This is a genomic window from Sagittula sp. MA-2 (genome assembly GCF_030126985.1).
GTDB lineage: Bacteria > Pseudomonadota > Alphaproteobacteria > Rhodobacterales > Rhodobacteraceae > Sagittula.
In genome coordinates this window covers 853,227-879,638 of sequence record NZ_CP126145.1, presented here as the reverse complement: position 1 = coordinate 879,638, position 26,412 = coordinate 853,227, and the positions used below count along the sequence as shown (strand labels likewise).

Sequence of the window (26,412 nt, the reverse complement as noted above, 5' to 3'; positions counted from 1 at the left end):
GGAGTCTCTCGCAATGATGGACGGCACCTACTCCCAGAACGATCTCTCCCACGTGGTGGATGCAGACAAGGCCCACGTCTGGCACCACCTCGTTCAGCACAAGGCCTTCGAGACGAAGGACCCCAACATCATCATCGAGGGCAAGGGCATGCGCGTCTGGAACCAGGCGGGCAAGGAGCACCTCGATGCGGTCTCCGGCGGTGTCTGGACGGTCAACGTCGGCTACGGCCGCGAGCGGATCGCCAAGGCCGTCTATGACCAGCTCATGCGCCTGAACTACTTTGCCGGCGCCTCCGGGTCGGTGCCCGGCGCGCTCTTCGCCGAGAAGCTGATCGAGAAGATGCCGGGCATGACCCGCGTCTACTACACGAACTCAGGTTCGGAAGCGAACGAGAAGGCCTTCAAGATGATCCGCCAGATCGCGCACAAGCGGTACGGCGGCAAGAAGCACAAGATCCTGTACCGCGACCGCGACTACCACGGCACCACCATCGGCTGCCTCTCGGCGGGCGGTCAGGACGAACGCAACGCGCAGTACGGCCCATTCACCCCAGGCTTCGTCCGCGTTCCGCACTGCCTTGAGTATCGCAAGCACGAGCAGGACGGCGCACCGGTCGAGAACTACGGCGTCTGGGCCGCCGAGCAGATCGAGAAGGTCATCCTCGCCGAGGGTCCGGACACCGTGGGCGGTCTGTGCCTCGAGCCGGTGACCGCGGGCGGCGGTGTGATCGCCCCGCCGGAAGGCTACTGGCAGAAAGTGCAGGAGATCTGCCGCAAGTACGAGGTGCTGCTGCACATCGACGAGGTGGTCTGCGGCGTGGGTCGGACCGGTACCTGGTTCGGCTACCAGCACTACGGGATCGAGCCTGACTTCGTCACCATGGCGAAAGGCGTGGCCTCCGGCTATGCCGCCATCGCCTGCATGGTCACGACAGAGCGCGTCTTCGAGATGTTCAAGGACGATGCCACCGATCCGATGAACTACTTCCGCGATATCTCCACCTTCGGGGGCTGCACGGCGGGTCCGGCGGCCGCGATCGAGAACATGGCGATCATCGAGGAAGAGGACCTGCTCGGGAACACCACGGCGATGGGTGACTACATGCTGGACCAGCTCAGCGCGCTGGCCGACCGGCACAAGGTCATCGGCGACGTGCGCGGCAAGGGTTTGTTCCTCGGCGCCGAACTGGTGACCGACCGCCAGTCCAAGGAGGTCGTGCCGGAGACGCAGGTGCAGGCCGTCGTGGCGGACTGCATGGCGCAGGGCGTCATCATCGGCGCGACCAACCGGTCCGTCCCGGGGCGCAACAACACGCTGTGTTTCTCGCCCGCGCTGATCGCGACGAAGGACGACATCGACGAGATCGTCTCTGCCGTGGACGGTGCACTGGGTCGCATCTTCGCATGACCCGGACGAACGACCACGGGCAGCCGATAGGCGCGCCCGTGGCGGCGAGGTTCCCGCGCCCCCGTCCGCCGCATGTGGCGCTGGACGGGCGGTTCGGGCGCTTGGTGCCCCTGCGCGAGGAACACGCGCCCGGGCTCTTCGCCGCCTTTGCGGCAGACGCGGCGGGCACCGGATGGACCTACCTGCCGATCGAACCCTGGGACACGGAGGAGGCCGCCGCCCGCTGGTGCCGCACCGCGCAGGGCTCTGCCGATCCGCAGTTCTACACGGTCGAGGATGCGGATGGGGCAGCATCGGGCTTCTGCTCCCTCCTCAGGATTGACCCCGCGGTGGGCTCGGTCGAGGTTGGCTTCATCCACTTCGCCCCACGCCTGCAGCGCACGGCATTGGCAACGGAAGCGATGGTCCTCCTCATGCGTCACGCCTTCGATACGCTGGGATACCGTCGCTACGAATGGAAATGCGACGCGCTGAACGCCCCGTCCATGCGTGCCGCGGAACGGCTGGGTTTCACCTACGAGGGCACATTCCGGCAGGCCACGATCTACAAGGGCCGCAACCGCGACACGGCGTGGTTCTCCATCATCGATACCGAATGGCCGGCGCTCGCCGCGCGTTTCGACCGCTGGCTATCTGCGGAGAACTTCGATGGCGAGGGACGCCAGAAGGTCCGCCTGTCCGAGGTCTGACCGGCCGGACCGCCGGGCTTTGCCGTGTATTGCGGATATTTTCCGGCGGAATGCGCCGGGGGTTGAGGAATGGTCAACCTGTTCCATGGCATGACTGTGCGCATCCACAAACATGGAGCGTCCGCATGCCTGCCCGTTACCCAGATTATCCCTATGTGGAACCCCTCGCCACCAACGTCTCCCAGGAAGAGATGGAGGCGACGATCACCGACCTTCTGGCGAACCACCCGGGCGTCGGCCTGAAGGAAGGGCCGCTCGACGGGCTGTGCCGGGCGCTGAACGTGGACATCGAATACTCCAGCCCGCCGCACGAGATGATGCTGGACGTCCCCCTGCACAAGCGGGCGGTGATTTGGCTGCCGAAGAACGGGCGACCGAAGAACGACCGCGTGGCTGCCGCCATAGGGATCGGCCACTGGATCCTGCATGTGCCGGTCACCCGGGAAAAGCACCCCGGCTGCGGGATACAGGCGCTGCACCGGCCAAAGGACCCCGCCGCCCAACTGGAGGCGCGCCGCTTCGCCTACATCCTCCTGATGCCGGACGAGGCGTTCCGCAATCTCTGGTACGAAGGGCGCGCACAGGCAGTGGCCGACGTGCTCAACGTGCCGACGCAGGTGGTTTACGAACGCGCGTCCATGCTGGACCTCACGCCGCCGGAAAGCGGAGGCGACAAATACGAATGGAAGGAGCGCCCGGCCATCGGCGGCTATTGACCGCCACCGAAAACGACGAAGGGCCGCCCGATGGGACGACCCTCTTGGAATCTGCGCGGCAATTGTCTGCCCCGCGAAACGCTGTCACCTTGATCGGCTCCGCCGGGCGGTTGTCCGATCCGCAAAAGCGATCAGGCGTTGACGCTGTCTTTCAGAGCCTTCGCAATGGTCATCTTGACCTGCTTGTCGGCTTCTTTCTTGAATTGCTCGCCGGTCGCGGGGTTCCGAACCATGCGCTCCGGACGCTCGCGGCAATAGATCTTGCCCACGCCGGGAAGGGTCACGGCACCGCCGCCAGCCACTTCAGAGGTGATGATTTCCACGAGGCTGTCCAGAGCAGCGTTCGCGGTCTTCTTGTCCGCGTCCATCTTCTCTGCCAGTGCAGCCACAAGCTGGGTCTTCGTCATCGGCTTCGCCATTTCATGGTCTCCTTTTAGTGCGCCACCGCCTGTCTGCATGAGCGCTCCTTCACTGCCCAAAATCCCTTGGGCCTCTGCGCGGCATTAAAACCGGATATGGCCGGGAAACACAATAATTCGTGGCTCAGCCCCAGCCAATATTGTGCATTTTGTGCCTATTTCCGCCGGGTCAACTGCCGGTTCCCGCCGTTTCAGAGGAATGCAGTCTCTTCAAAGCTGCGCAATTTGCGGCTGTGGATGCGTTCCAGAGGCATATCGCGCAGTGATTCCATGGCCCGTATACCGATTCTCAGGTGCCGTGCCACCTGCGTCTTGTAGAAGTCGGAGGCCATGCCCGGCAGTTTCAGCTCACCATGCAGCGGCTTGTCGGACACGCACAGCAGCGTGCCGTAAGGCACCCGGAAGCGGAAGCCGTTGGCGGCAATCGTCGCGGATTCCATGTCCAGGGCCACCGCGCGCGACTGGGACAGGCGCTGGACCGGGCCGGTGTGCTCCCGCAGTTCCCAGTTGCGGTTGTCGACCGTTGCCACAGTTCCAGTCCGCATGATGCGCTTCAGGTCATAGCCCGAAAGCTGCGTCTCGGCCGCGACGGCATCTTCCAGCGCGACCTGGATTTCGGCCAGCGCCGGGATCGGCACCCAGACCGGCAGGTCGTCGTCCAACACCTTGTCCTCGCGCAGGTAGCCATGCGCCAGTACGAAGTCCCCCAGCGACTGCGAGTTCCGCAGCCCCGCACAATGCCCGACCATCAGCCAGGCATGGGGGCGCAGCACCGCGATGTGGTCGGTGGCGGTCTTGGCGTTCGACGGGCCGACACCGATGTTGACCAGCGTGATGCCGGAGCCATCCGGGCGCTTGAGGTGATAGGTCGGCATCTGCGGCATCCGCAGCGGCACGGGGATCTGCGCGTCGGGGTCCGATATCTCGACGTTGTCGGTGCTCACAAAGCTGGTGTAGCCCGACGCCTCGTCGGCCAGCATCGCACGGGCGTAGGCCTCGAACTCCGACACGTAGAACTGGTAGTTGGTGAACAGCACATGGTTCTGGAAATGCGCCGGGTCGGTCGCCGTGTAATGGGCCAGCCGGGCCAGCGAATAGTCGACGCGCTGCGCCGTGAAGGGCGCCAGCGGCGCCGCCTCTCCCGGCAGCGTCACCGCCACCCCGTTCACGATGTCATCGTTGGTCGTCGTCAGGTCCGGCACGTCGAAGACATCGCGCAGGACGAAATCGGCGGCGCCTTCCTGCGGAACGGTCACGTCCGGATAGTTGGCGACCGCGAAATGCACCGGCATCGGCACGTCCGACGCACCGACCTGCACCTTCACCCCGTGGTTCGCCAGCAGCAGCCCGATCTGCTGCCGGAGGTAGTGGCGGAACATGTAGGGCCGGGTCACAGTCGTCGCGAAGGTGCCCGGCGTCGCCACGTGACCGAACGAAAGCCGGCTGTCGACCTTGGCGAAGCTGGCCGTGGTGAAACGGACCTCAGGATAATAGGCGCGCAGCCGCCTGCCCGGGTGCCCCTCGACCATCGCCTGAAGGAAACGGTCCCGCAGGAAGCCTGCCGACGCCTCGTAAAGCTCGCAAAGCCGGTCCACCGCGGCGCGCGCATCGTCGAAAAGTTCCGGCTCCGGCAGGTCCGGGGTCATCACGTCGAACGGCTCCATGGTGTCTTGCATCGCGTGTTCCTTGCTGTCTTGCCCGGAACGTTGACAGCTTGTTCCAGCGGGTGCAACCTGCCGAAAGGGTCAGGAGGACTGACATGATCGAGGGATTGGACCTGGAGACCGTCAAGCCGGAGGACTTCGGCCGGGCGTTGCGCGGGTTCGGCGTCAACCTGCTGGTGCGCGACGTGCGGAACCAGGCGGCCCGGCTGTACGCCGTGTTCGGCATGACGGCGCACCGGATCAGCGACGACTTCGCCATCTTGCTGTACGGTCCGCAAGTGTTCCAGCTGCATTCCGACGGCACCTACCATGCCAATCCGCTGCAGTCGCTCCTGCCCGAGCAGCCGCCGCGCGGGGCCGGTCTGGAACTGCGGCTGTTCGAGACGGACCCGGACGAAGCCACAGCCCGCGCAAAAGCGCATGGCTTCCACGTGCTGCAACCGCCGACCGACAAGCCGCACGGCCTCCGCGAGGCGTATCTGCTTTGCCCGGACGGCTACGCTTGGGTGCCGTCGCGGCCGCTGGTCTGACGGGAACCGGAGCGGCCCTTCGCGGGTTTTCGGGACATGCTCGCGACATTGTCCCTCACCTACTACCCCGACTCCCGCCCCGGCATACGCCGGCTGCGGTGCGGACGCGGCTTTTCCTATCTCGCACCGGACGGCACGCGGATCGACGACACCACGGAACGCGCCCGGATCAAGGCGCTGGCGGTACCGCCCGCCTATGAGGACGTGTGGATCTGCCCGCTGCCGGACGGGCACCTGCAAGCGACGGGCCGCGACGCCCGCAGCCGCAAGCAATACCGCTACCACCCCGACTGGCGGACGTGGCGCGATGCCCAGAAGTACGACCATCTGCGTACCTTCGGAGAGATACTGCCCGGCCTGAGGCGGCGCATCAGGCGAACGCTGTGGCAGGGCGAGGTCGGCGATCATGCCTTTGCCCTCGCCGCCATTCTGGCCTTGCTGGACCGCGCCTCCCTCAGGATCGGCACGGCGGACTATGCCCGCGAAAACCGGACCTATGGCGCCACGACGCTGAAGCGGCGGCATGTGGCGCTCGACGGCGACGGGCTGCGGTTCCGTTTTGCCGCGAAGGGGGGCAAGCGGGTGGACAAGTCCCTGCAGGACCGGACGCTGAACCGCATCCTGACGCGCATGGGCGACCTGCCCGGTCCCGAACTCATCAAGTGGATCGACGACGACGGCGCGCGGCACGCGGTCAGCTCAGGCGAGGTCAACGCCTGGCTCGAGGAGGTCACCGGCACCGAGGGCCTGACCGCCAAGACCTTCCGCACCTGGAACGGCACTGTCGCCGCGCTGGAGGCTGCCGAGCAGGCGGACAAGCCCACGATCAAGAAGATGGCCGAGGCGGCGGCAGACCGTCTGCACAACACTCCGGCCATCGCCCGCTCGTCCTACATTCACCCCAGAGTGATCGCCCTCGCCGAAGACCCGCGCGACCTGTCGGCGGCGCCGGATGTGCGGGGCCTGCGCCGCAGCGAATGCCGCCTTTTGCACCTGCTGTCGGATTGACATCGGAGGCCCGTGTGCGTGCAATAGCGCCAACAAAAAGGAGGCCCCGATGAACGCACCACAAACCCGACCGAACCTCGATTACTGGCAGGAGCGTGTCGATCTGGCCGCTGCCTTCAGGTGGACCGTCCGCCTGAACATGCACGAAGCCGTTGCCAACCATTTCTCGCTGGCGGTCAACGACGACGGGTCGAAATTCCTGATGAACCCCAACCAGATGCATTTCTCGCGCGTGCGCGCGTCCGATCTGCTGCTGGTGGACGCAAACGATCCTGCAACCCTGGACCGCCCCGGCGCGCCCGATCCGACCGCCTGGGGCCTGCACGGCGCACTGCACCGCCACTGCCCGCATGCGCGCTGCGCCATGCACGTGCATTCGGTCCATGCGACGGTTCTGGCCTGCCTGAAGGACAAACGCCTGCCGCCGCTCGATCAGAACTGCGCGATGTTCTTCAACCGTGTCGCCATCGACGATGCCTATGGCGGGCTGGCCTTCGAAGAGGAGGGCGAACGTTGCGCTCAGCTCTTGCAGGACCCGAAGGTGAAGACGCTGGTGATGGGCAACCACGGCGTGATGGTGATCGGCGACACCGTGGCCGAGACCTGGAACCGGCTTTACTACTTCGAGCGCGCTGCGCAGACCTACATCACGGCGCTTCAGACCGGCATGGAACTCGATTTCCTTTCGGACGAGGTCGCCGAGAAGACGGCCCACGAGATCGAGACCTACCCGGAACAGGACATCCGGCACCTGGCCGAGCTGAAAGCGATCCTCGACGACGAAGGGTCCGACTACGCGGCCTGACCGCGGCACCCTGCAAAACGGAAGGGCGGCGGCGCAGAGCCCCGCCCTACCCCACGGAGCGCTTCAGGGTCAGGATGCGGCTGAGATCCTTTGCATGCGCTCCCTTGGACGCGGCCCCGTAGATCGACACCTCTTTCCACGTGGCCTCCACCCCTTCAAGCGCCGCAATCGCCGCGTCATATCCCTTGTCGGCCCAATGCGCAGCATTGACGGAAATCACCGCGATCCCTCCCGGGCGGATCACGCGCAAGACCTAGGGCAGCGCCTCCGGCCCGACGTGGCCATGGGTGAAGGTGCCGGAACTCACCGCACCGGCAAAGGCACCGTCCTCGACCGGCAGGCGATCCAGCAGGTTGCCGGTGAAGAGCCGGTCGTAGATGCCCTTCCCCTCGGCCACCTGCAGCATCTCTTCGGACAGATCGGTTGCGGTGACGGGGCTGATCCCCAGCGTCCGCAGCGCCGCGCCACACAGACCCGTGCCGGCACCCAGGTCGATCACCGGGCCTGTTCCGCCGCCGTCGCGATAGGCCTCGGCGACGTGCATCGGCAGGACGTAGTCCATCTCTTCGGCAAACGCGGCGTCGTAGGTCCGCGCCCAGTCACGGTAGAGCGCGATGTTGTCGTCGGGGGTATCCAGCCCGTAGGCCGCTTCCAGAGCCTGTGCCATGGCAACAGTCTAGACGGGAACCAGCCCGTTCGGCAATTGCGGGGCATGCCGGGGCGAAACCGCACCCGACAGCACGCCTCGGTAGGCGCCTTGCCGGATCAGTTCGACCGCAACCCGGTTTCGACCAGCAGGCCTTTGCGCTTGGCCTCGTAGTAGTAGCCCTTGGCGTACCACATGATCGAGTCGTCCCAGTCGCCGTCGGCGACCATGTAGGCGCCCTTCAGGTACTTCAGCGCGTACTGGAGGTTCGTCTCCGCATCCAGAAGATCGGAGTCCGAGCCGCGGAACCCCATCGTGCGCGCCGTGGCGGGCAGGATCTGGAAGAGCCCCCAGTAGGGGCCGTTGCGGGCCTTGGGATTGTGCGTGCTCTCGCGGATCGCGAGGCGATGCACCAGCGGGCGCGGCAGACCGTAATGGTCGGACCACTTGTTGATGGCGTCGCGCAGCTCGGGCGTCTCGTTGGGGAACAGCGGCAGCGCATCGGCGGGTTTGACGACGGGCTCCGGTTTGGGGGCGGAGCAGGCCGCGGTCAGGGCCAGAATGAGGATCAACGTAAGGCGTGGCAGCATGAGTCTCTCCGTGAACGGAGATTTCATACGCCGCGTGGCCCGTGTCAGGCGAGTCCCTCGTGCCGGGATCGGCAAAGGCTCGCCCACGGGGTGTAGGGTGGGGGTTCCGCGCGGCACGCGCGGGTTCGCCGCCCCTTCCCCGGATCAGGCCGCGTCGAAGTCCAGAACCAACCGGTCCGACGTCGGCCGCGCCTGACAGGCGAGCGTGAAACCGGCCTCTGTTTCCCACGGCTCCAGCGAGTAGTTGACCGCCATCTCGGCACTTCCCTCGACCACCTTGCAGCGGCAGGTACAGCACATGCCGCCCTTGCAGGAAAACGGCAGTTCGAGACCCGCCCGCGCCGCCGCATCCACCACGTTGTCGTCTTCGCTGCCAACACTGAACCCGCGCCGCACGCCGTCCAGCACGACCTCAACGGCAACGCCCTGCGCCGCCGCGGCCTCTGCCTCGGCGCTGCGGGCCGGACGGGGCGCTTCGCCTTCGGTGTAGAATCGTTCGAAATGGATCTTGTCCCGGTCGACGATCCCGTCGAGCGCGGTGCTGACGTCCTCGATCATCGCCCCCGGTCCGCAGAGGAACACCCCCTCCGCCCCGGCGAGGTCGACAGCGCCCGCACGCGCCAGCGCGACGACCATCTCGCCGGTCACACGGCCATTCAGCAGCGCCACGTCCTGCGGTTCGCGACTGAGGACGTGCATCAGGGTGAAACGCTCAACGTAGCGGTCCTTGAGGTCCTCCAGCGCCCCCCGGAACATGATCGTCCCGGTCGAACGGTTGCCGTAGATCAGCGCCACCTCACCCCCGGCCTCCAGCACCGCCGAGGCAATCGACAGCATCGGCGTGATCCCGGATCCGGCGGCGATCAGCACCACCCGCTTCTCCCCGCGCCAGACGAAGCGGCCCTCCGGCGCCATCACCCGCAGCACGTCCCCGGCCTTCACGCTCTGCGCGAAGGTCGAAAACACCCCGCCCGGGACTTCGCGCACACCGACACAAAGCCGGCCCGCCGCGCCCTCGGCAATCGAATACGACCTGCGCAGATCGGCGCCCTCCACGTCGGCCCGCAGGGTCAGGTACTGCCCCGGGACGAACCGGAAGGTCTCTGCCGCGGCGCCGGGAATGTCGAAGGTCAACGCCACGGCGGAGTCGCCTTCCGGACGGACGTTGCTGACGGTCAGATCGTGGAACATGGAAACCTCAGATGCATTTGAAGTAGTCGAAGGGCTCGCCGCAGGCGCGGCACCGGTAATGCGCCTTGCACGCGGTCGAACCGAACTCGGACAGCCGCTCCGTGTCGGCGGCACCGCAGCGCGGGCAGGCCACCTCGGGCGCGGCAAAGAGCGCGCCCTTCCCCTGCCCCGAAACCGGCGGCGCGATGCCGTAGGCGCGCAGCTTCTCGCGACCCTCGGGCGTGATCCAGTCGGTCGTCCACGCCGGGGCCATCAGCCGCTCGATCCGCGCCTCGAACCCGGCGGACCGCAGCGCCGCCTCGATCGCCAGTTCAATGGCCAGCACGGCGGGGCACCCGGAATAGGTCGGCGTGACCCCGGCCACGGCGACTTCTTCCTCCATCCGCACCCACCGCAGGATGCCCAGATCGGCCACCGTCACGCAGGGCACTTCCGGATCGGGCACCGCCGCGGCGGCCTCCCAGGCCCGGTCCGCCAGTGTATCGGTGGCCTCTGCCGTCACCAGACCGCCCCGGGATGCGCCCGATGCACGGACTGCATCTCCGCCAGCATGTGGCCAAGCGCCTCGCCATGCACGCCGCGCCGCCCGCCGGTCTGCGGATAGCTGACCTCAGGCGCGCTCAGACCCGCTTGCGAGAACACCTCGCCGATCACCGCCTCCCAGGAAGGACGCACGGCGGCGCGGGACGGCAAAGCTGCCTGCCACTCGGCCGCGCCCTGCTCGAAAAGTTCGCCGGTGTAGATGTGCAGCGCCGACACCGCATCGGCCATGCGACGCGCGCTTTCCTCGGTCCCGTCGCCCAGCCGGATCACCCATTCGCCCGCATGGCGGATGTGATAGGCCATCTCCTTGACCGCCTTGCCCGCGACCCCGGCAATCACCGCGTCGGAGGAGTCCACCGCCGCGCGCCAGTACGGCTCCATGAAGGCGGCGAAGTAGAGCTGCCGCAGCATCGTGTGTGCGAAGTCGCCGTTTGGACGCTCGCACAGCAGAAGGTTGCGATATTCCCGTTCGCCGCGCAGGTAGGCCAGCGCATTCTCGTCGCGTCCGCGCCCTTCCAGCTTGCCCGCATGATCGTAGAGCGTCCGGGCCGTGCCGATCAGGTCCAGCGCCATGTTCGGCATGGCAAGGTCCTCTTCCAGCATAGGCGCATGGCCGCACCACTCCGACAGCCGATGCCCCAGGACAAGGTGATCGTCCGCCAGCTCCAGCACTGCGTCGAACAGGCTCTGCGTTCCCGCCATCACATGTGCCCCACTTCGTCGGGGATCTCGTAGAACGTCGGGTGGCGATAGACCTTCTCGGCGGTGGGCTCGAAATTCTCACCCGCCTGCGACGGATCGCTCGCCACGATATCGGCAGAGCGCACCACCCAGATCGACGTGCCCTCGCCGCGCCGCGTATAGACGTCACGCGCGGCCTGCACCGCCATCACCTCGTCGGCGGCATGCAGCGAGCCCACGTGCTTGTGGCTCAGCCCGTTCCGCGGACGAATGAACACTTCCCAAAGCGGTGTCTCTCCGGACATGCCCCGTCTCCTTCATCTTGGTGAAAATACCTTCGGGGGTCCGGGGGGCTGAGCCCCCCGGCGGGTCGCCCCGGCGCAGCCGGGGCGACACCTTTACTCCGCCGCCATCTTCCGCGACCGGCGCTTCTCCGCATGCGCCAGGGCCGCCTCGCGCACCCAGGCGCCGTCGTCCCACGCCTGCCTGCGTGCCGCGACCCGGTCGCGCGCCATCGGCCCGTGCCCCTTCACAACGCGCCAGAACTCGTCCCAGTCGATCGGTCCGTGATCGTAGCCGCCCTTTTCCTCGTTCCATTTCAGGTCCGGGTCGGGGAAGGTCAGGCCGAGGTACTCGCCCTGCGGCACCGTGGCGTCGATGAATTTCTGGCGCAGCTCGTCGTTGGTGAAGCGCTTGATCTTCCAGGCCATCGACTGGTCGGAATGCTGGCTGTCCGCGTCATGCGGGCCGAACATCATGATCGAGGGCCACCACCAGCGGTTCAGCGCGTCCTGCACCATCGCCTTCTGCTCCGCCGTGCCGCGTGCCAGCGTCATGACGATTTCGTAGCCCTGCCGCTGGTGGAAGGATTCTTCCTTGCACACCCGGATCATCGCCCGTGCGTATGGCCCGTAGGAACAGCGGCACAGCGGGATCTGGTTCATGATCGCCGCACCGTCGACCAGCCAGCCGATGATGCCGATATCGGCCCAGGTCAGCGTCGGGTAGTTGAAGATGGAGGAATACTTCGCCTTGCCGGACAGCAGTTCCTCCGTCATCTGCTCCCGCGTGACGCCCAGCGTCTCGGCGGCGGAATAGAGGTAGAGACCGTGGCCGCCCTCGTCCTGCACCTTCGCCAGCAGCGCCGCCTTGCGCTTCAGCGAGGGCGCGCGCGTGATCCAGTTCCCCTCGGGCAGCATGCCGACGATCTCGGAATGCGCGTGCTGGCCGATCTGGCGCACCAGAGTGCGGCGATAGCCTTCGGGCATCGGGTCGTTCGGTTCGATCTTTTCCTCGGCGTCGATGCGCGCCTGGAAACGCTCCAGCACCTCCGGCGTTTCCGCCGTGCGTCCGTCCGCGCCGATCAGTCCCTGCGAATACATGACAAGCCTCCTCCAAAACCCGTGCCTCCTATATATGTTACAAAGCTGGTTCAGAAAAGGGATTTTTGTAATACTTGCCAAATTCCGCTGCCGACGCCACCTATGCCACATGACAAAGACCCTGCTTTCCCTCGGCCACGGCTTCTCGGCCCGCTTCCTTGCAACGGACCTCCTGGCCGAAGGCTGGCGCGTGATCGGAACCACCCGCTCCGCCGACAAGCTCGATTCGCTGAGAGCGACGGGGGTGGAGGCCATCCTGTGGGAGCACGGAGCCCTCTCCCGCGCCCTGGGAGAGGCCACCCATGTGCTGATGAGCGCCGCCCCGGATGCCGACGGCGACCCGGCGCTGCAACTCATCGGTCCCGAACTGGCCGAGGCGGCAACTCGCCTGGAATGGGTCGGCTACCTTTCCACCACCGGCGTCTACGGCAATGCCGACGGCGACTGGGTCGACGAGAGCTCGCCCCTCAACGGGCAGTCGCGCCGCGCCCGCGCGCGGATCGAAGCCGAGGCCGCATGGCGCGCCATCCCGGGCCTGCCGGTCCACAGCTTCCGTCTGGCGGGCATCTACGGCCCGGGCCGCGGTCCCTTCGAGAAGGTGCGCAACGGCACCGCCCGCCGCATCATCAAGGACGACCAGGTGTTCTCCCGCATCCACGGCGAAGACATCGCGCAGGTGCTGCGCGCCTCCATAGCGCGGCCCAACCCCGGTGCGGCCTACAATGTGTGCGACGACGACCCGGCTCCGCCGCAGGACGTCATCGCCTATGCCGCCGAACTCCTGGACGTGCCGCCGCCGCCCGAAGTGCCCTTCGAGGAGGCCGACATGTCGCCGATGGCGCGCAGCTTCTACGCCGACAACAAGCGCGTCTCGAACCACCGCATCAGGGAAGAACTGGGCGTGACCCTGCGCTATCCCGACTACAAGTCGGGCCTGCGGGCCGTGCTTGCCGCCGAGACGCAACACGGCGGCCACGGAAAATGACGCCTCAGGAACGTCCCGCGCCGGAAAACCTCAACGCCCTCCTCGACGCGATCAGCCCCGACGAAGGGCAGAAGCGCGTCTCCGTCGAGAACGTGCTGGACAAGATCGGCGGGCGGTCGTTCTCGGCCGTGATCCTCGTGCCTGCGATCATCCTCGTCTCGCCGATCTCGGGCATTCCCGGCACGCCCACCATCGGCGGGCTGATCGTTCTGCTGATCACGCTGCAGGCCATGTTCGGACGCAAGCACCTGTGGCTGCCGGGCTTCCTGCGCCGGCGCGCCGTGTCGGCCGCGCGACTGCAGAAAGGGATCGACTGGCTGCGCAAACCGGCAGGCTGGATGGACCGCCACAGCCACAACCGGCTGCGCATCCTCGTCAGCGGTCCGGCGCGGTTCATCGCCTACCTGACATGTTCGGTCATGGCGCTCAGTTGGCCGCCGCTCGAACTGCTGCCGTTCTTCACCAGCTTCAGCGCCGGTGCGGTGGCGATGATCATGTACGGGCTGATGGTCCGCGACGGCGCATACACGCTGGCGGGCTACGTCCAGTCCGCCCTGCTCTACGTGATCCTGCTGTCGGTCTGGGCCGGGATCGTCTAGGCGACACCCCCGGCCATGCGCCTTGGCTCTGACACCCGGCGCAACGGGATGTAGGGCGGGGCTGTGCGCCGCCCTCCCCTCAGGCCCGCTTGTCCAGACGTTCGACCCCCAGCGCAGACAGCACCTTCGCCTCGATGTCCTCGGCGTTCAGCTTTGCCACGGCGTACATGTCGCGCGGGCTGGCCTGGTCGATGAAGATGTCGGGCAGCACCATGCTGCGATACTTCAGGCCGCGGTCGAAGACGCCCTCTTCGGCCAGAAGCTGCGCCACGTGCGACCCGAAGCCGCCGACCGCCCCTTCTTCCACCGTGATCAGCGCCTCGTGCTCCCGGGCGAGCCGCAGCACCAGGTCGCGGTCCAGCGGCTTGGCAAAGCGCGCGTCCGCAACGGTGACCGACACGCCGCGCGCCTCCAGCGCCTCTGCCGCCTTGATGCTTTCGCCAAGGCGCGTCCCGAAGGACAGGATGGCCACCCGCGTGCCTTCGCGCATCACGCGGCCCACGCCGATCTCCAGCGGCACGCCGCGCACCGGCATCTCCACGCCCTCGCCCTCGCCCCGCGGATAGCGGAAGGCGATGGGGCCCGTATCATGCGCGGCGGCAGTGGCGACCATGTGCTTCAGCTCGGCCTCGTCGGCAGCAGCCATGACCACAAAGCCCGGCAGGTTCGACAGGTAGGCGACGTCATAGGACCCGGCATGGGTCGCCCCGTCCGCCCCCACCAGACCGGCCCGGTCGATGGCGAAGCGCACCGGCAGCCGCTGGATGGCCACGTCGTGCACCACCTGGTCATACCCGCGCTGCAGGAAGGTCGAATACATGGCGCAGAACGGCCGCATGCCCCCGGCGGCAAGCCCCGCGCTGAACGTCACGCCGTGCTGTTCAGCGATGCCCACGTCGAAGCACCTCGACGGGTAGCGCTCTGCAAAGAGGTCCAGCCCGGTGCCGTCCGGCATCGCTGCGGTGACCGCGCAGATACGGCTGTCGTCGGCGGCCTCTTCCATCAGCGCCTCGGCAAAGACCTTGGTGTAGGACGGGGCGTTGGAGGGCGCTTTCTTCTGCTCGCCCGTGACCACGTCGAACTTCGCCCGGGCATGGCCCTTGTCGGCGGCGTGCTCTGCGTGGCTGTAGCCCTTGCCCTTGCGGGTCAGCGCATGGATCAGGATCGGCCCCGTCGCCCGTGCCTTCACCGTGCGCAGAACCGGCAGAAGCTGGTCCAGGTCATGCCCGTCGATCGGCCCGAGGTAGGAGAAGCCCAGTTCCTCGAACAGCGTCCCGCCCACGGCCATGCCTTTCAGCATCTCCTTGGCGCGCTTGGCGCCCTCTCGGAACGGCTCCGGCAGGAGCGAGACTGCCCCTTTCGCAGCGGCCTTCAGGTCGTGGAACGGCGCTTCGGCATACAGTCGTGTCAGGTAGGAGGACAACGCACCGGTCGGCGGCGCAATGCTCATCTCGTTGTCGTTCAGGATGACGATCAGGCGTTTCTTCAGGTGGCCCGCGTTGTTCAGCGCCTCGAAGGCCATGCCAGCGCTCATGGCTCCGTCGCCGATCACGGCAATGGCGTCGCCGTGCCCGGTGTCACAGGCGCCGCCCAGATCGCGCGCGACGGCAAACCCCAGCGCGGCGGAAATCGAGGTCGAGGAATGCGCCGCGCCAAACGGATCGTAGGGCGACTCGGCGCGCTTGGTGAACCCCGACAGCCCGTCCTTCTGCCGCAGCGTCCGGATGCGGTCGCGCCGCCCGGTCAGGATCTTGTGCGGATAACACTGGTGCGACACGTCCCAGATGATCTTGTCCCGCGGTGCGTCGAATACCGAATGCAGTGCCACGGTCAGCTCGATGACGCCCAGACCGGCGCCGAGATGGCCGCCGGTTTCGGACACGGTAGAGATGGTCTCTTCCCGCAGTTCATGCGCCAGACGCTTCAGTTCGGCGTCGGAAAACTGCTTGAGGTCGGCAGGGGTGTGCACCCGATCCAGCAAGGGGGTCTCGGGGCGGTTCGGACGGGTATCGGACGTGGTATCGGACATGGTGCGGACTGGGGTCCTCTCTTTGCTCAACGTCCATCTAGAGCATCCGGGCGTCAAGGCCCGGGCCAATGGACGGCGTGCGTCAGTTCCGCCGCGAGATAACGAAGCGGGCGGCGTCCCGCAAGGCGTCAGCCGCGTCACCGTATACGTCAAGGGATGTGCAGGCTTCGTGCACGAGTTCCTGAGCCCGCGCCTTCGCCCCTTCCATCCCGAGGAGACTGACAAAGGTCGCCTTGCCGCGGTCCGCATCCTTGCCCACGGCCTTGCCGACCGTGGCGGCATCGCCTTCCACGTCCAGCACGTCGTCCCAGATCTGGAATGCGAGCCCGAGGCAGTTGCCATACCGCCGCAGCGGGCCCGTGCTTTCGCCCGCCATGACCGCGCCCGCGCCGCAGGACCAAGAGATCAGCGCACCGGTCTTGCCGGCCTGCAAGGCGGTGATCTCCTCCAGCGTCAGGGGTTTCGCGGCGCTTTCGGCGGCGATGTCGCGCGCCTGTCCTCCGACCATGCCGCGCAGCCCTGCCGCCACCGCCAGCCCGGCAACCAGCTCCAGGCGGCGGTCCGCCGGACACGCCGTGTGCGTCACCAGCTGGAAGGCCAGTGCCTGCAGGGCGTCCCCGGCCAGCACGGCGGTGGTCTCGTCCCACTTGCGGTGCACGGTGGGTTTGCCCCTCCGCATGTCGTCGTCGTCCATGCAGGGCAGATCGTCGTGCACAAGGCTGTAGGCATGCAGCGCCTCGATGGCGCCTGCGGCGGGTGCCGCGTGCTGCCGGTCGATGCCGAACACCCGCGCGCCTTCGATGACCATGAAGGCCCGCAGCGCCTTGCCGCCCTCGACCGCATAGCGCATAGCAGCCGCCACCGGCCCCGGCACGCCCGACAAGGCATAGGAAATCTGGCCATTCGCCAGCTCGGCGGCACGGGCAAGCGCCGCCTCGAACCCGAGCGGCGCAATGTCCGCCGTCCGCTCCTGTCCGGAGCCGTCCGTCATCAGAGCCCCTCGACCGGCTTCGTCCCCACGGGGTTGCCGTCGCCGTCCAGCGTGATCGCGGCAACCTTTTCCTCGGCTTCCTTGAGCTTCTGGTCGCAGCGCTTGCGCAGCTCGGCGCCGCGCTCGTACAGCTTGATCGAGTCTTCCAGCGCCACGTCGCCGCGCTCGAGCGCGCCCACGACACGCTCCAGCTCGGCCATGGCCTGCTCAAAGCTCATCTCGTTCACAGGTTGCTCGCTCATGCACCCGCCTCCATCAGGACTTCGACATGCGCCTTTGCCGACGCGCTCAGGCCTGCAAGATCATACCCGCCTTCCAAAGTCGAGACCACGCGCCCGCCGGCCGTCTCCCGCGCAATGTCGCACAATGCGCGCGTCACCCAGCGGAAATCGTCCACTGTCCAATTCAGGTTGGCGAGCGGGTCGTCCTGATGCGCGTCGAAGCCGGCAGAGATGATCAGCAACTCCGGCGCAAAGTCGCGCAGCCGGGGGAAGGCCTCCTTTTCGTACCGGGCTCGCATCTCTGCACCGCCGCTGTCGGGCGGCAGCGGCAGGTTCATGACGTTGTCATGCGCGCCGCGTTCCTCCGGGCGACCCGTACCGGGCCAGAGCGGCATCTGCTGGGAAGTGATGAACAGGCTGCGCGCCTCGTTCCACAAGAGGTCCTGCGTGCCGTTGCCGTGGTGCACGTCAAAATCGACAACCGCCACGCGTTCCAGCCCGTGAACGTCCAGCGCATGCTTGGCGGCCAGCGCCGCGGTGCCGAACAGGCAGAACCCCATCGGGGTCTCCGTCTCCGCATGGTGGCCCGGCGGACGGGTTGCGCAGAAGGCGTTCTGCACCTCGCCCCCCATCACCATGTCGACGGCCTGGATACCCGCACCTGCGGCAAGCCGCGCCGCCCGGACCGACCCCGGCGACATCCATGTGTCCGCGTCGAGCTGCGTCACGCCCTTGGCGGGCTCCGCCGCGACGATCCGGTCGATGTAGCGTTGCGGGTGCACAAGGCGGATTTCCTCATCCGTGGCCTCGCGCGCGGTGACGCGGTGCAGGTCGAGCGTCTGCAACGCGTGCAGGACATGTTCCAGCCGGGCGACGCGTTCGGGATGCCCGTCCGGCGTCACATGCTCAAGGCAATCGGCATGGGTGATCAGTGCGGTCGTCATGACGCCCTCCCTCGAATTTTCATGGAAACCGTAGCCGCGCGTCAGTCAGGTGCAAGCATGTATCCGGCCCCGCGCACCGTCTGCAGGTAGCGCGGCTGCTTCGGATCGCTTTCCAGCTTGCGCCGCAGCCGGGTAATCTGCACGTCCACCGCGCGCTCTTGCGCCTGCCCCTTGTCGCGGCCCAGTTCCTCCACCAGCCGCGAACGGCTCAGCGCCTCGCCCGGCTTGGCCGAGAAGATCCGCATCAACTGTGCCTCGGTCGCGGTCAGGCGGACCATCTCATCGCCGCGCCACATCTCGCCACGCTCGATGTCGTAGCGGACGGCGCCCAGCGTCATGAGCTTTGGCGCCGCTTCCTGCGAGGCGGGCTCCGGCATGCGCCGCAGGATCGCGTTGATCCGGAGCAGCAGTTCCTTCGGCTCGAACGGCTTGGCAAGGTAGTCGTCCGCCCCGGCCTCCAGCCCGGCGATGCGATCCTCCGTTTCGGACCGGGCGGTCAGCAGCAGGATCGGCACGGTCGACGTTTCGCGAATCCCGCGGGTCAGGCTGACTCCGTCCTCGCCCGGCATCATCACGTCCAGCACGATCATGTCGAAATCCAGACCCATCAACAGCCGCCGGGCATGGGCCGCGTCGCGCGCGGCACTCACCAGAAACCCGTTCCGCACAAGGAACTTCTGCAGCAGCCCCCGGATCCGCTCATCGTCATCCACGATCAGCAGATGGGCGTCGTTCTCACTCATCCGCGACCCTCCCTGAGCTTTTGATACTGGAGCCGCATCTCCGGGTCCATCATCGCTTCGAGCACCCGGCGAAACCCGGCGACCGCCTCCGGCCCGGCGTCGCGGAAGGCCGCCCGCATCCGCGCACGCTGCACGTCCGAGAGTTCGCGTTCCAGACGCCCGCCCTCTTCGGTGAGGTAAAGGTGCCGTTCACGCTTGTCGATGCGGCCCACGCGGCTCTCCACAAGGCCGTCCTCGATCAGCGTGCGCAGCACGCGATTCAGGGATTGCTTGGTCACGCCGAGGATATTCAGGAGGTTGTTGACCGTCGTGCCCGGGGCGCCGTGGATGAAGTGCAGCGCCCGGTGATGGGCGCGCCCGTAACTCAGCCCCGTCAGGATACGGTCCGGGTCCGCAGTGAACCCGCGGTAGGCGAAGAACATCGCTTCCGCGCCCTGCCGCAGCTGCTCGTCGGTGAGATACAGCAGCGTCTCGCCCTGCGCTGTCCGCCCGTCTGACATCGGATGCCTCCTGTTTTGCAGGGCATTTTAAGTCAGCCTTGTTGACATTCCAAGGTCGAATTGGTAGCGAGTCGCCAGTTTGGCGCAACTTTATATCCGACTTCAGTCAATTCCGCGCAACAATCGGAAAAGCGCCGCAACGCAGAGGAGAGACGCGATGGCCGAGAGTGCCTATGACGACCGCGACGGCAAGATCTGGCTGGACGGCAAGCTTGTGGATTGGCGCTCCGCGCAGGTCCATGTCCTGACTCACGGGCTGCACTATGCCTCCTCCGTGTTCGAAGGCGAACGCGCCTACGGCGGCAAGATCTTCCTGTCGCGCAAGCATTCGGAGCGCCTGCATTTCTCGGCCTCCTGCCTCGACTTCGAGATCCCGTTCTCCGTCGACGAGATCGAAGCCGCCAAGGCCCAGGTGCTGGAGGCCAACGGTTTCACCGACGCCTACGTGCGCGCGGTGGCCTGGCGCGGCGCCGGTCCGGACATGGGTGTGTCCTCGGCCCGCAATCCAGTGCGGCTGGCCATCGCTGCCTGGGGCTGGGGCAACTACTATGGCGATGCGAAGATGAAGGGCGCGAAGCTCGACATCTCCAAGTGGAAGCGCCCCTCGCCCGAGACCATTCCGGTGCACGCCAAGGCCGCCGGCCTCTACATGATCTGCACCACATCCAAGCATGCGGCCGAAGCCAAGGGGTGCTCCGACGCGCTGTTCATGGACTACCGCGGCTACGTGGCCGAAGCGACCGGCGCCAACATCTTCTTCGTCAAGGATGGCGAGGTGCACACGCCGAAGCCCGACTGCTTCCTCAACGGCCTGACCCGCCAGACGGTGATCGGCATGCTGGAAGAGAAGCAGATCAAGGTCCACGAACGGCACATCATGCCGGAAGAGATGGAAGGCTTCGAGCAGTGCTGGCTGACCGGCACCGCCGCCGAGGTGACCCCGGTGGGCCAGATCGGCGATTACAACTTCGAAGTCGGTGCCATGACGCGCGAGATCTCGTCGGACTATGAGAAGCTGGTCCGGAGCTGATTGATCGGGGGCGGAGTACAACTCCGCCCTACGGCATCTTCCTGCGGGCCCCGACGTCACTCGATGATGCGCGAGAATCCCCGGCTCAGATCAGGGACCTCAACATGGCTGTGTTGCCCTGGATTACGGAATTGAGTTCCACGACACGGGCCAGCCTGCGTTCGATCTCGTCCTGACAGGCATCCAGTTGTTCGACGATACCGGACAGGGCCGTTCCGGAATTGTTCAGCGCCGCGCTTTCGATCTTGCACATCATCCGCGTGGAGCTGAGCCCCGTCACGTAACGCTTCATGTCCAGCACGCTGCGGGCGAAGCGCTTTGCCTCCGTTTCAACGTCTCCGAGCGATCCGGCGGTGGCTTCGAGGAAACTGTTGCGCACCTCTTCGCAACGGGCCGCTTCCGTTTCCGTCGACACGTTGCTTGGATAGATCGCGCCGAACTTTTCGCGCTCTTCCTCGAAGATGCCAATCATCTCGCGTTCGATCTGCGTGGCGAAACCCAGGAACTGGCCCTTGAAGATCGCGTCGCGGATGCGGGCGAAGACACAGGCATCGCCGTCGACGAAGGTGTCCACCCAGGTCGACATTTCCTCAAGCATCTGGCTGTAGTTGACCGAGATCGCGCTGATCGGGCCGCCCGCGCTTTCCAGACGCGAAGCGATGATCCGCATGTTCATCGGCACGGTCCGGATCGCCTTGAACGCTTCGGTCATCTCGGTGGTCTCGACGTGCACCTGCGTGATGGCGCGCGACATGTCCAGAAAACGCCGCTGGAGCGGATCGAGCTGGCGACCGAGATGCTGGGCGCGGGTTTCCGCCTCCACCGCCATGGCGTGACTCTGGAAAGCATCATAGCTTGAATAGCCAGCCTTTTTCAGCGCCTCCAGCATGGCATCGGCGCTGGCGGAAGGCTTCAGCCCCTCCTCGCGTTCCCGGGCCAGAAGGCTCTTGTAGATCAGTTCCACCTTTTCCCGCAGGGGCGAGGTCGGCTTCAGCCGGGTGGAGACATACCCCCCCTCGATCGGTGCGATGAGTGCGAACACCCAGTAGAACCGTCCGTTCTTGCACCTGTTCTTGACGTAGCATCCGGTGGGCTTGCCCTGTCCAAGGCGATCCCAGACCAGTTGGAAGACACCTTTGGGCATGTCCGGATGGCGGACGATCTTGTGCGGCGCGCCGACCAGTTCGTCCCAGTCGTATCCCGCCACACGCTGGAACACGGTGTTGCCGGCCTGGATCACACCGCGCGGATCGGTGCGTGAGTAGAACAGTTCCGAAAGATGGAACTGTGCCTCCGACCCTGCGTAACTGCTGTCGGAGGTAAAACGCGTTGTATGCTCTGTCATTCGTCCGGCCTCTGAAAACGACCCGGCTCGCACTTTCTGCCAGATCCCTTGAGAATTGATGAATGCTCGCCCTGCCCCAGGCGGTTCAGGACATGCTTCTCAGCATCGCGCTGTGGCCCTGGATATTGGAGTTCAGTTCAACGACCCTGGCGAGGCGGCGCTCGATCTCGTCCTGCCGTTCGTCGAGCTGTTCGACGATGCCATTCAGGGCGGTGTCCGAATCCCCCAGCGAGGCGCTTTCGATCTTGCACATCATCCGGGTGGAGCTGAGACCGGTCACGTAGCGCTTCATGTCCAGCACGCTGCGGCTGAGGCGGCGCACTTCGGATTCGATCAGTTTCAGGGACTCCTGCGCCTCGGTCTGAAAGCGGTGCGCCTCACGCTCGAGCGTTTCCTTGTCCTGGGAGAGGGCCGTGATGTCCTTTGCCCCGGCCAGATCCTTGTCGAAATAGACCGACATGGACGACTGCATCGAAGACGCGCAGACGAGGAACTGCCCCTGTTGGATCGCGGACTTGATGCGGGCAAAGGTGCAGTCCGGCCCTTCGGCGAACTGCTTTATCCAGGTCGACATTTCCTCGAGCATCTGGCTGTAGTTGACCGAGATCGCGCTGATCGGGCCGCCCGAACTTTCCAGACGCGACGCGAGGATGCGCATGTTCATCGGCACCGTGCGGATGGCGCGAATGACCTCGACCAGCCCCTCGACCTCCGCCCCGAGTTCGCTGATCGTGTCGAACATCGCGAAGAAGCGCTGCTGCATCGGGGTCAACGGCATGTGCACCAGCTTCGAGGTGTTCTCCATCTCCGTGCGCAGGGCGTGCGCCATGAAGGCGTCGTAGTCGACGAAACCCATCTCGGCGATCTTTGCCAGCAGGCGTTCCGCGCTTTGCTCCGGGGTCACGCCGTCGTTCTGTTCCGCGTTGAGAAGGTCCTTGTAGATCGCCTCCACCTCCGCCCTGAGGTCGGTTGTGGGCTTCAGCCGAACGGACATGTAGCCCTCGGGGATCTTCCACGTCAGCGCGGTGACCCAGTAGTGCCGCCCGTCCTTCGTGCGGTTCTTGACGTAGGCGACCATCTTCTTGCCGGACTTCAGGCGGTCCCAGAACAGGTAAAAGACGCCCTTCGGCATGTCGGGATGGCGGACCAGCTTGTGCGGCGCGCCCTTCAGCTCGGACCAGCCGAACCCGGAAATCCGGCGAAAGACCTGGTTGCCCTCGGCAATGATACCGCGGTCGTCGGTGCGGGAATAGAACAGCTCGCCGGGATCGAACGGCACTTCGCCGCCGGACAGGGGCCGGGTCTGCGGGGCAAGTTGTCTGTCGTGCTGGCTCATGACCGGATCCTTGGTTCGGGTTCGCCGGTCAGCATCCGCAAGATATCTTGTCAGAAGGTGAAAACGGCAGGCACATCTCTGCGCCTGCCGTGGTTTCTCTTCGTAAAATTGACGGGTTAACCCTGATAGTGGCTATTCAGACCCCGACAATTCGAACGATCAGCCCGGACTCATGCCGCGCATGCGCTCCGACCGGCGGCGCAGGATCTCCACCGTGGTCAGCAGCAGGATCGAGATCGCCACGAGGATCGTCGCCACCGCAAGGATCGTCGGCGAAATCTGTTCCCTCAGGCCGGTGAACATCTGCCATGGCAGGGTCTGCTGCTTGGCCGAACCGACAAAGAGCACGACAACCACCTCGTCGAAGGAGGTGATGAAGGCGAACAGGCCGCCCGAGATCACGCCCGGCAGGATGAGCGGCATCTGCACCCGGAAGAACGTCGTCACCGGGTTCGCCCCCATGTTCGCCGCCGCCCGCGTCAGCGACCGGTCGAAGCCCACGAGCGTCGCGGTCACTGTGATGATGACAAACGGAATGCCAAGCGCCGCGTGTGCCAGGACCACCCCGAACAGCGTGCCCTGCAGGCCGATCCGCGAGTAGAAGAAATACATGCCCGCCGCCGAGATGATGAGCGGCACGATCATCGGAGAGATCAGGATCGCCATGATTGCGCGACGGAACGGCACGTGCTCGGACGAGAGGCCGATGGCCGCCAGCGTGCCGAAGCTGACCGAAAGGAACGTCGCGAAGGGGGCGATGATCAGCGAGTTGCGCAGCGCCTGCTGCCACTCCGACGAGGTAAAGAAGTCACGGTAGTGCTTCAGCGAGTAACCTGCCGGGTCGAACCGCAGCATCTCGGGCGTGAAGGTAAAGAAGTTCTCCGCGTTGAAGGAGAGCGGCATCACCACGAGGATCGGCGTGATCAGGAACACGAAGATCGCCCCGCACAGCGTGCGGAAACTGTAGTGCCACAGAACCTGGCCCGAGGTCAGGTAGGGCGGCAGCGGCACCCTGTAGCGGCCCATGCCGATCCAGTAGATCAGGACGCCGAAGATGTAGCCGAAAATGGCCCCGACCACGGCGCCCGGCAGGCCGCCCAGCAGGTATCCGGCCACCGCGAGCAGGACAACGAGGCCCCACTTCACGGAGTTTTCCATCTTCGGGTCCAGCACTTCCATCGCGACGTAGGCGATGGCGGCGAGCACCACGAAGCCCACGATGATGCCGGTCAGGACGGACCCGTTGGCGGCGCCGACGAACACCCCGGCAAAGGCCCCGAAGGCGCCCATCACCGGTGCGATGAAGCTGGCGGGTTTCTTGATCGGTTGCGTTTCAACAGCCATGGATCAGCCCCCCAGCTTCACGTTGTCGATGCCGACGATCTTGTCGTAGGCCCAGTAGAGGATCAGCACCACCGCCAGCAGGATCGTCCCCAACGCGGCCGCGAGGCCCCAGTTGAGCGAGGACGAGATGTGGTAGGCGATCCGGTTCGAGATGAACGTGCCGGTCGTGCCGCCGACGATCTCGGGCGTGATGTAGTAGCCGATGGCGAGGATGAACACGAGGATCGACCCCGCCCCGATGCCCGGGACCGACTGCGGGAAGTACACCCGCCAGAAAGTCGTCCAGTTGGTGGCGCCCAGCGACTTCGCCGCACGGACGTAGGTCGGCGGGATGGTCGCCATCACCGAGTACATCGGCAGGATCATGAACGGCAGCAGGATGTGCGTCATGGCGATGATCGTGCCGAGCTGGTTGTTGATCATCACCAGCCGGTTGTCGTCCGCCACGAGGCCGATCCAGACAAGCACGTCGTTGATCACCCCCTGCTGCTGCAGCATCACCTTCCATGCGGAGGTCCGCACCAGAAGCGATGTCCAGAAGGGCAGAAGCACGAGGATCATCAGCAGGTTCGCGGTGCGCGCAGGCAGGTTGGACAGAAGGTAGGCCACCGGGTAGGCCAGCGCGATGCAGCTGAAGGTGATGACCATCGACATGAACATCGTCCGCTTGAACAGCAGCCCGTAGATCCGTTCGTCCTCATCCCGCAGCGCCGGCCCCTCGGGCGTCTTCTGCATGTCGATGGAGTTCAGGAAATAGCCGTTGGTGTAATTCGGCGAGTACATCTTGATCGTCTTCCAGACGTCGATGTCGAGCCAGTCCTTGTCGATGTTCTCGAAAGCCGCGCGGATGTCGACGGTCTCGAAATCCGGGCTGTCGACCAGCGCGTCGGCGGCCTTCAGCATCTCGGCCTGCGGGCCGGTGTAGTCGGACATGTCGCCGGCCGCGAGGTCGCGGTAGAGCATCGTGTGCACCAGCGACCAGGGCTCTTCCTCGAGCGGGCTGCTCTCTTCCTCGGTCTGCTGGAAGCGGGCAAAGTCGCGGTAGGCGATGGAGGCGTTGGGCAGCGTCTGGACAATGTCGTCGCGCAGGTCGAACCGGGGCATCCGGCCACGGTCATCCTCGGCGGTGTTGTCCCATTCCTCCTGCTTGGCGATCCATTCCGGGTCGCCCATGATCTGGGCCCACGGCAGCGCCTCGTCCCAGTTCTCGTCGAGATCCTCGAACTGGTCCTGGTAGACCTCGCCGATGTCATCCAGCCCGCGGCCCGACTTGCGGAACAGCGAGGAGACGCCGGTCAGTTCGTAGTTGAGACGGGTGCCGAGGCGCGTGTGGAGCTTCTTCTCGGCGGCGAGGAAAATGTCCTCGTAGGCGGCGTTGAACACCGTGTTGCCGGGCAGTTCGCCGCTTTCGTCGTCCCAGTCCTCGAGCGCGACGACCGTCTTCGGCAGGGTCTCGGAGACGATCTGGTTCTCGACCGAGCGGAACAGCATGTCGACGATCGGTGCGATGAAGGTCACCAGCACGAAGATGAGCAGCGGCGCGATCAGCATCAGCGCCCGCAGCTTCTGCCTTCGCAGGGCGCGCGCCAGGCTGCGCTTCAGCGGCGTCCCGTCCGCCGCCAGCATCGGCCCGGACTTTGCCTTGTCCGCGGCCCGCAGGGCGTTGTCGGGTGTCGGTCCTTCGATCTTGTCTGGATCTGTGGTCGCGTCGGTCATTCTGCCCCCTCGACCACGAGTATCACGCTGTCCGCCGTGTTGTGGCGGATCTGGGCGACCTCCTGGTACTCCGGATCGTTGTAGGCCGCCAGCGCGGCCGCGTAGCTGGGAAATTCGATGACGACGTGGCGGTCGTGGGCCTTGCCCTCGACGACCTGGGATTGTCCCCCACGGACGATGAACGTGCCGCCCAGCCGTTGCAGGATCGGCGTGTCGCGTTCGACGTATTCGCGGTAGGACTCAGGGTCCTTAACCGTGATGTGGCCTATGATGTAGCCCTTGGGCATGGTGCCCCGTCCCCCTGTCATTTTGACTGTCGTCTTGTTTGTGGCCCGTGGCGGCGCGGATGCCCCGCCA

General features: G+C 65.8%; 30 protein-coding genes. 9 read left to right on the top strand and 21 right to left on the bottom strand.

Going from position 1 to position 26,412, the window contains the following annotated elements:
• Nucleotides 1-16 precede the first annotated feature (16 nt).
• The 3 genes from QNI11_RS04440 to QNI11_RS04430 all read left to right on the top strand — a co-directional run bounded on the left by QNI11_RS04440 (nucleotide 17) and on the right by QNI11_RS04430 (nucleotide 2,813).
• Nucleotides 17-1,408, top strand: a complete 1,392-nt coding sequence (locus tag QNI11_RS04440; RefSeq protein ID WP_283983480.1) for an aspartate aminotransferase family protein — start codon at nucleotides 17-19, stop codon at nucleotides 1,406-1,408.
• Complete coding sequence (locus QNI11_RS04435) at nucleotides 1,405-2,097, top strand: GNAT family N-acetyltransferase (protein WP_283982484.1); 693 nt, start codon at nucleotides 1,405-1,407, stop codon at nucleotides 2,095-2,097. Before QNI11_RS04440 ends, QNI11_RS04435 begins: the two co-directional genes overlap by 4 nt.
• 125 nt (nucleotides 2,098-2,222) lie before the next feature.
• Entirely contained in the window at nucleotides 2,223-2,813 is a 591-nt protein-coding gene (locus QNI11_RS04430) for an ImmA/IrrE family metallo-endopeptidase (RefSeq protein ID WP_283982483.1), read from the top strand.
• A gap of 131 nt (nucleotides 2,814-2,944) precedes the next feature.
• Here the strand turns inward: QNI11_RS04430 and QNI11_RS04425 are convergent, their stop codons facing one another.
• Together QNI11_RS04425 and QNI11_RS04420 are read right to left on the bottom strand one after the other, a co-directional pair.
• Nucleotides 2,945-3,232 carry an HU family DNA-binding protein gene (locus QNI11_RS04425; protein ID WP_100927670.1) on the bottom strand — a complete coding sequence of 96 codons (288 nt, stop codon included), beginning with the start codon at nucleotides 3,230-3,232 and terminating at the stop codon, nucleotides 2,945-2,947.
• A 191-nt stretch (nucleotides 3,233-3,423) separates the two neighbouring features.
• Nucleotides 3,424-4,908: an AMP nucleosidase gene (locus QNI11_RS04420; RefSeq protein ID WP_100927671.1), complete on the bottom strand. Its 1,485-nt coding sequence runs from the start codon at nucleotides 4,906-4,908 to the stop codon at nucleotides 3,424-3,426.
• Nucleotides 4,909-4,991: 83 nt separating this feature from the next.
• Between QNI11_RS04420 and QNI11_RS04415 the strand changes: the two genes are divergently transcribed.
• The 3 genes from QNI11_RS04415 to QNI11_RS04405 are packed head-to-tail and all read left to right on the top strand — an operon-like array spanning nucleotide 4,992 to nucleotide 7,239.
• The gene (locus tag QNI11_RS04415) at nucleotides 4,992-5,426 is read left to right on the top strand and encodes a glyoxalase/bleomycin resistance/extradiol dioxygenase family protein (RefSeq protein WP_283982482.1); all 435 of its coding nucleotides are present in this window, start codon (nucleotides 4,992-4,994) and stop codon (nucleotides 5,424-5,426) included.
• A gap of 36 nt (nucleotides 5,427-5,462) precedes the next feature.
• Entirely contained in the window at nucleotides 5,463-6,434 is a 972-nt protein-coding gene (locus QNI11_RS04410) for a DNA topoisomerase IB (RefSeq protein ID WP_283982481.1), read from the top strand.
• Nucleotides 6,435-6,483: 49 nt separating this feature from the next.
• Nucleotides 6,484-7,239: a class II aldolase and adducin N-terminal domain-containing protein gene (locus QNI11_RS04405; protein ID WP_100927673.1), complete on the top strand. Its 756-nt coding sequence runs from the start codon at nucleotides 6,484-6,486 to the stop codon at nucleotides 7,237-7,239.
• 46 nt (nucleotides 7,240-7,285) lie between these two features.
• On the opposite strand, the gene QNI11_RS04400 is transcribed toward QNI11_RS04405, so the two are convergent.
• From QNI11_RS04400 to paaA, 8 genes are all read right to left on the bottom strand, one after another.
• Nucleotides 7,286-7,483 carry a hypothetical protein gene (locus QNI11_RS04400; protein WP_283982480.1) on the bottom strand — a complete coding sequence of 66 codons (198 nt, stop codon included), beginning with the start codon at nucleotides 7,481-7,483 and terminating at the stop codon, nucleotides 7,286-7,288.
• A 9-nt stretch (nucleotides 7,484-7,492) separates the two neighbouring features.
• Nucleotides 7,493-7,906 carry a class I SAM-dependent methyltransferase gene (locus tag QNI11_RS04395; protein WP_283982479.1) on the bottom strand — a complete coding sequence of 138 codons (414 nt, stop codon included), beginning with the start codon at nucleotides 7,904-7,906 and terminating at the stop codon, nucleotides 7,493-7,495.
• A 98-nt stretch (nucleotides 7,907-8,004) separates the two neighbouring features.
• Nucleotides 8,005-8,475 carry a transglycosylase SLT domain-containing protein gene (locus QNI11_RS04390; protein ID WP_283982478.1) on the bottom strand — a complete coding sequence of 157 codons (471 nt, stop codon included), beginning with the start codon at nucleotides 8,473-8,475 and terminating at the stop codon, nucleotides 8,005-8,007.
• Nucleotides 8,476-8,619: 144 nt separating this feature from the next.
• Entirely contained in the window at nucleotides 8,620-9,666 is a 1,047-nt protein-coding gene (locus tag QNI11_RS04385; RefSeq protein WP_283982477.1) for a 2Fe-2S iron-sulfur cluster-binding protein, read from the bottom strand.
• A 7-nt stretch (nucleotides 9,667-9,673) separates the two neighbouring features.
• Nucleotides 9,674-10,168: a 1,2-phenylacetyl-CoA epoxidase subunit PaaD gene (gene paaD, locus QNI11_RS04380; RefSeq protein ID WP_198521817.1), complete on the bottom strand. Its 495-nt coding sequence runs from the start codon at nucleotides 10,166-10,168 to the stop codon at nucleotides 9,674-9,676.
• Nucleotides 10,165-10,911 (bottom strand): 1,2-phenylacetyl-CoA epoxidase subunit PaaC, encoded by a 747-nt coding sequence (gene paaC / locus QNI11_RS04375; protein ID WP_283982476.1) that lies wholly within the window; start codon nucleotides 10,909-10,911, stop codon nucleotides 10,165-10,167. Before paaC ends, paaD begins: the two co-directional genes overlap by 4 nt.
• The gene (paaB, locus tag QNI11_RS04370; RefSeq protein WP_283982475.1) at nucleotides 10,911-11,195 is read right to left on the bottom strand and encodes a 1,2-phenylacetyl-CoA epoxidase subunit PaaB; all 285 of its coding nucleotides are present in this window, start codon (nucleotides 11,193-11,195) and stop codon (nucleotides 10,911-10,913) included. The genes paaC and paaB overlap by 1 nt, the downstream gene beginning before the upstream one ends.
• A 93-nt stretch (nucleotides 11,196-11,288) precedes the next feature.
• A complete protein-coding gene (paaA, locus tag QNI11_RS04365; RefSeq protein ID WP_100927680.1) occupies nucleotides 11,289-12,272 on the bottom strand; it encodes a 1,2-phenylacetyl-CoA epoxidase subunit PaaA in 984 nt (327 codons plus the stop codon).
• Between the two features lie 109 nt (nucleotides 12,273-12,381).
• Here paaA and QNI11_RS04360 point away from each other — a divergent pair, with 109 nt between their 5' ends.
• Both QNI11_RS04360 and QNI11_RS04355 read left to right on the top strand, forming a co-directional pair.
• Nucleotides 12,382-13,257 (top strand): SDR family oxidoreductase, encoded by an 876-nt coding sequence (locus QNI11_RS04360; RefSeq protein ID WP_283982474.1) that lies wholly within the window; start codon nucleotides 12,382-12,384, stop codon nucleotides 13,255-13,257.
• Nucleotides 13,254-13,856 carry an exopolysaccharide biosynthesis protein gene (locus tag QNI11_RS04355; protein ID WP_283982473.1) on the top strand — a complete coding sequence of 201 codons (603 nt, stop codon included), beginning with the start codon at nucleotides 13,254-13,256 and terminating at the stop codon, nucleotides 13,854-13,856. Before QNI11_RS04360 ends, QNI11_RS04355 begins: the two co-directional genes overlap by 4 nt.
• Nucleotides 13,857-13,935: 79 nt before the next feature.
• On the opposite strand, the gene dxs is transcribed toward QNI11_RS04355, so the two are convergent.
• The 6 genes from dxs to QNI11_RS04325 form a co-directional block, all read right to left on the bottom strand.
• Complete coding sequence (gene dxs, locus QNI11_RS04350) at nucleotides 13,936-15,885, bottom strand: 1-deoxy-D-xylulose-5-phosphate synthase (protein WP_283982472.1); 1,950 nt, start codon at nucleotides 15,883-15,885, stop codon at nucleotides 13,936-13,938.
• A gap of 82 nt (nucleotides 15,886-15,967) precedes the next feature.
• The gene (locus QNI11_RS04345) at nucleotides 15,968-16,876 is read right to left on the bottom strand and encodes a polyprenyl synthetase family protein (RefSeq protein ID WP_283982471.1); all 909 of its coding nucleotides are present in this window, start codon (nucleotides 16,874-16,876) and stop codon (nucleotides 15,968-15,970) included.
• The gene (locus QNI11_RS04340; RefSeq protein ID WP_100927685.1) at nucleotides 16,876-17,118 is read right to left on the bottom strand and encodes an exodeoxyribonuclease VII small subunit; all 243 of its coding nucleotides are present in this window, start codon (nucleotides 17,116-17,118) and stop codon (nucleotides 16,876-16,878) included. The genes QNI11_RS04345 and QNI11_RS04340 overlap by 1 nt, the downstream gene beginning before the upstream one ends.
• Nucleotides 17,115-18,041 (bottom strand): histone deacetylase family protein, encoded by a 927-nt coding sequence (locus QNI11_RS04335; protein ID WP_283982470.1) that lies wholly within the window; start codon nucleotides 18,039-18,041, stop codon nucleotides 17,115-17,117. The genes QNI11_RS04340 and QNI11_RS04335 overlap by 4 nt, the downstream gene beginning before the upstream one ends.
• Nucleotides 18,042-18,082: 41 nt before the next feature.
• The gene (locus QNI11_RS04330) at nucleotides 18,083-18,784 is read right to left on the bottom strand and encodes a response regulator (RefSeq protein WP_100927687.1); all 702 of its coding nucleotides are present in this window, start codon (nucleotides 18,782-18,784) and stop codon (nucleotides 18,083-18,085) included.
• A complete protein-coding gene (locus QNI11_RS04325; RefSeq protein WP_100927688.1) occupies nucleotides 18,781-19,284 on the bottom strand; it encodes a MarR family winged helix-turn-helix transcriptional regulator in 504 nt (167 codons plus the stop codon). Before QNI11_RS04325 ends, QNI11_RS04330 begins: the two co-directional genes overlap by 4 nt.
• A gap of 157 nt (nucleotides 19,285-19,441) precedes the next feature.
• On the opposite strand from QNI11_RS04325, the gene QNI11_RS04320 reads away from it, so the two are divergent.
• Entirely contained in the window at nucleotides 19,442-20,314 is an 873-nt protein-coding gene (locus tag QNI11_RS04320; RefSeq protein ID WP_100927689.1) for a branched-chain amino acid aminotransferase, read from the top strand.
• 85 nt (nucleotides 20,315-20,399) lie between these two features.
• Here the strand turns inward: QNI11_RS04320 and QNI11_RS04315 are convergent, their stop codons facing one another.
• The 5 genes from QNI11_RS04315 to QNI11_RS04295 all read right to left on the bottom strand — a co-directional run bounded on the left by QNI11_RS04315 (nucleotide 20,400) and on the right by QNI11_RS04295 (nucleotide 26,342).
• Complete coding sequence (locus tag QNI11_RS04315; protein ID WP_283982469.1) at nucleotides 20,400-21,659, bottom strand: PAS domain-containing protein; 1,260 nt, start codon at nucleotides 21,657-21,659, stop codon at nucleotides 20,400-20,402.
• Between the two features lie 85 nt (nucleotides 21,660-21,744).
• Nucleotides 21,745-22,995: a PAS domain-containing protein gene (locus QNI11_RS04310; RefSeq protein WP_283982468.1), complete on the bottom strand. Its 1,251-nt coding sequence runs from the start codon at nucleotides 22,993-22,995 to the stop codon at nucleotides 21,745-21,747.
• A gap of 159 nt (nucleotides 22,996-23,154) precedes the next feature.
• On the bottom strand, nucleotides 23,155-24,339 hold the full coding sequence (locus QNI11_RS04305; RefSeq protein WP_283982467.1) for an ABC transporter permease: 1,185 nt from the start codon (nucleotides 24,337-24,339) through the stop codon (nucleotides 23,155-23,157).
• Between the two features lie 3 nt (nucleotides 24,340-24,342).
• Nucleotides 24,343-26,055, bottom strand: coding sequence for an ABC transporter permease (locus QNI11_RS04300; protein WP_283982466.1), 1,713 nt, complete (start codon nucleotides 26,053-26,055; stop codon nucleotides 24,343-24,345).
• Nucleotides 26,052-26,342 carry a DUF1330 domain-containing protein gene (locus QNI11_RS04295; protein WP_100927693.1) on the bottom strand — a complete coding sequence of 97 codons (291 nt, stop codon included), beginning with the start codon at nucleotides 26,340-26,342 and terminating at the stop codon, nucleotides 26,052-26,054. The genes QNI11_RS04300 and QNI11_RS04295 overlap by 4 nt, the downstream gene beginning before the upstream one ends.
• Nucleotides 26,343-26,412 lie beyond the last annotated feature (70 nt).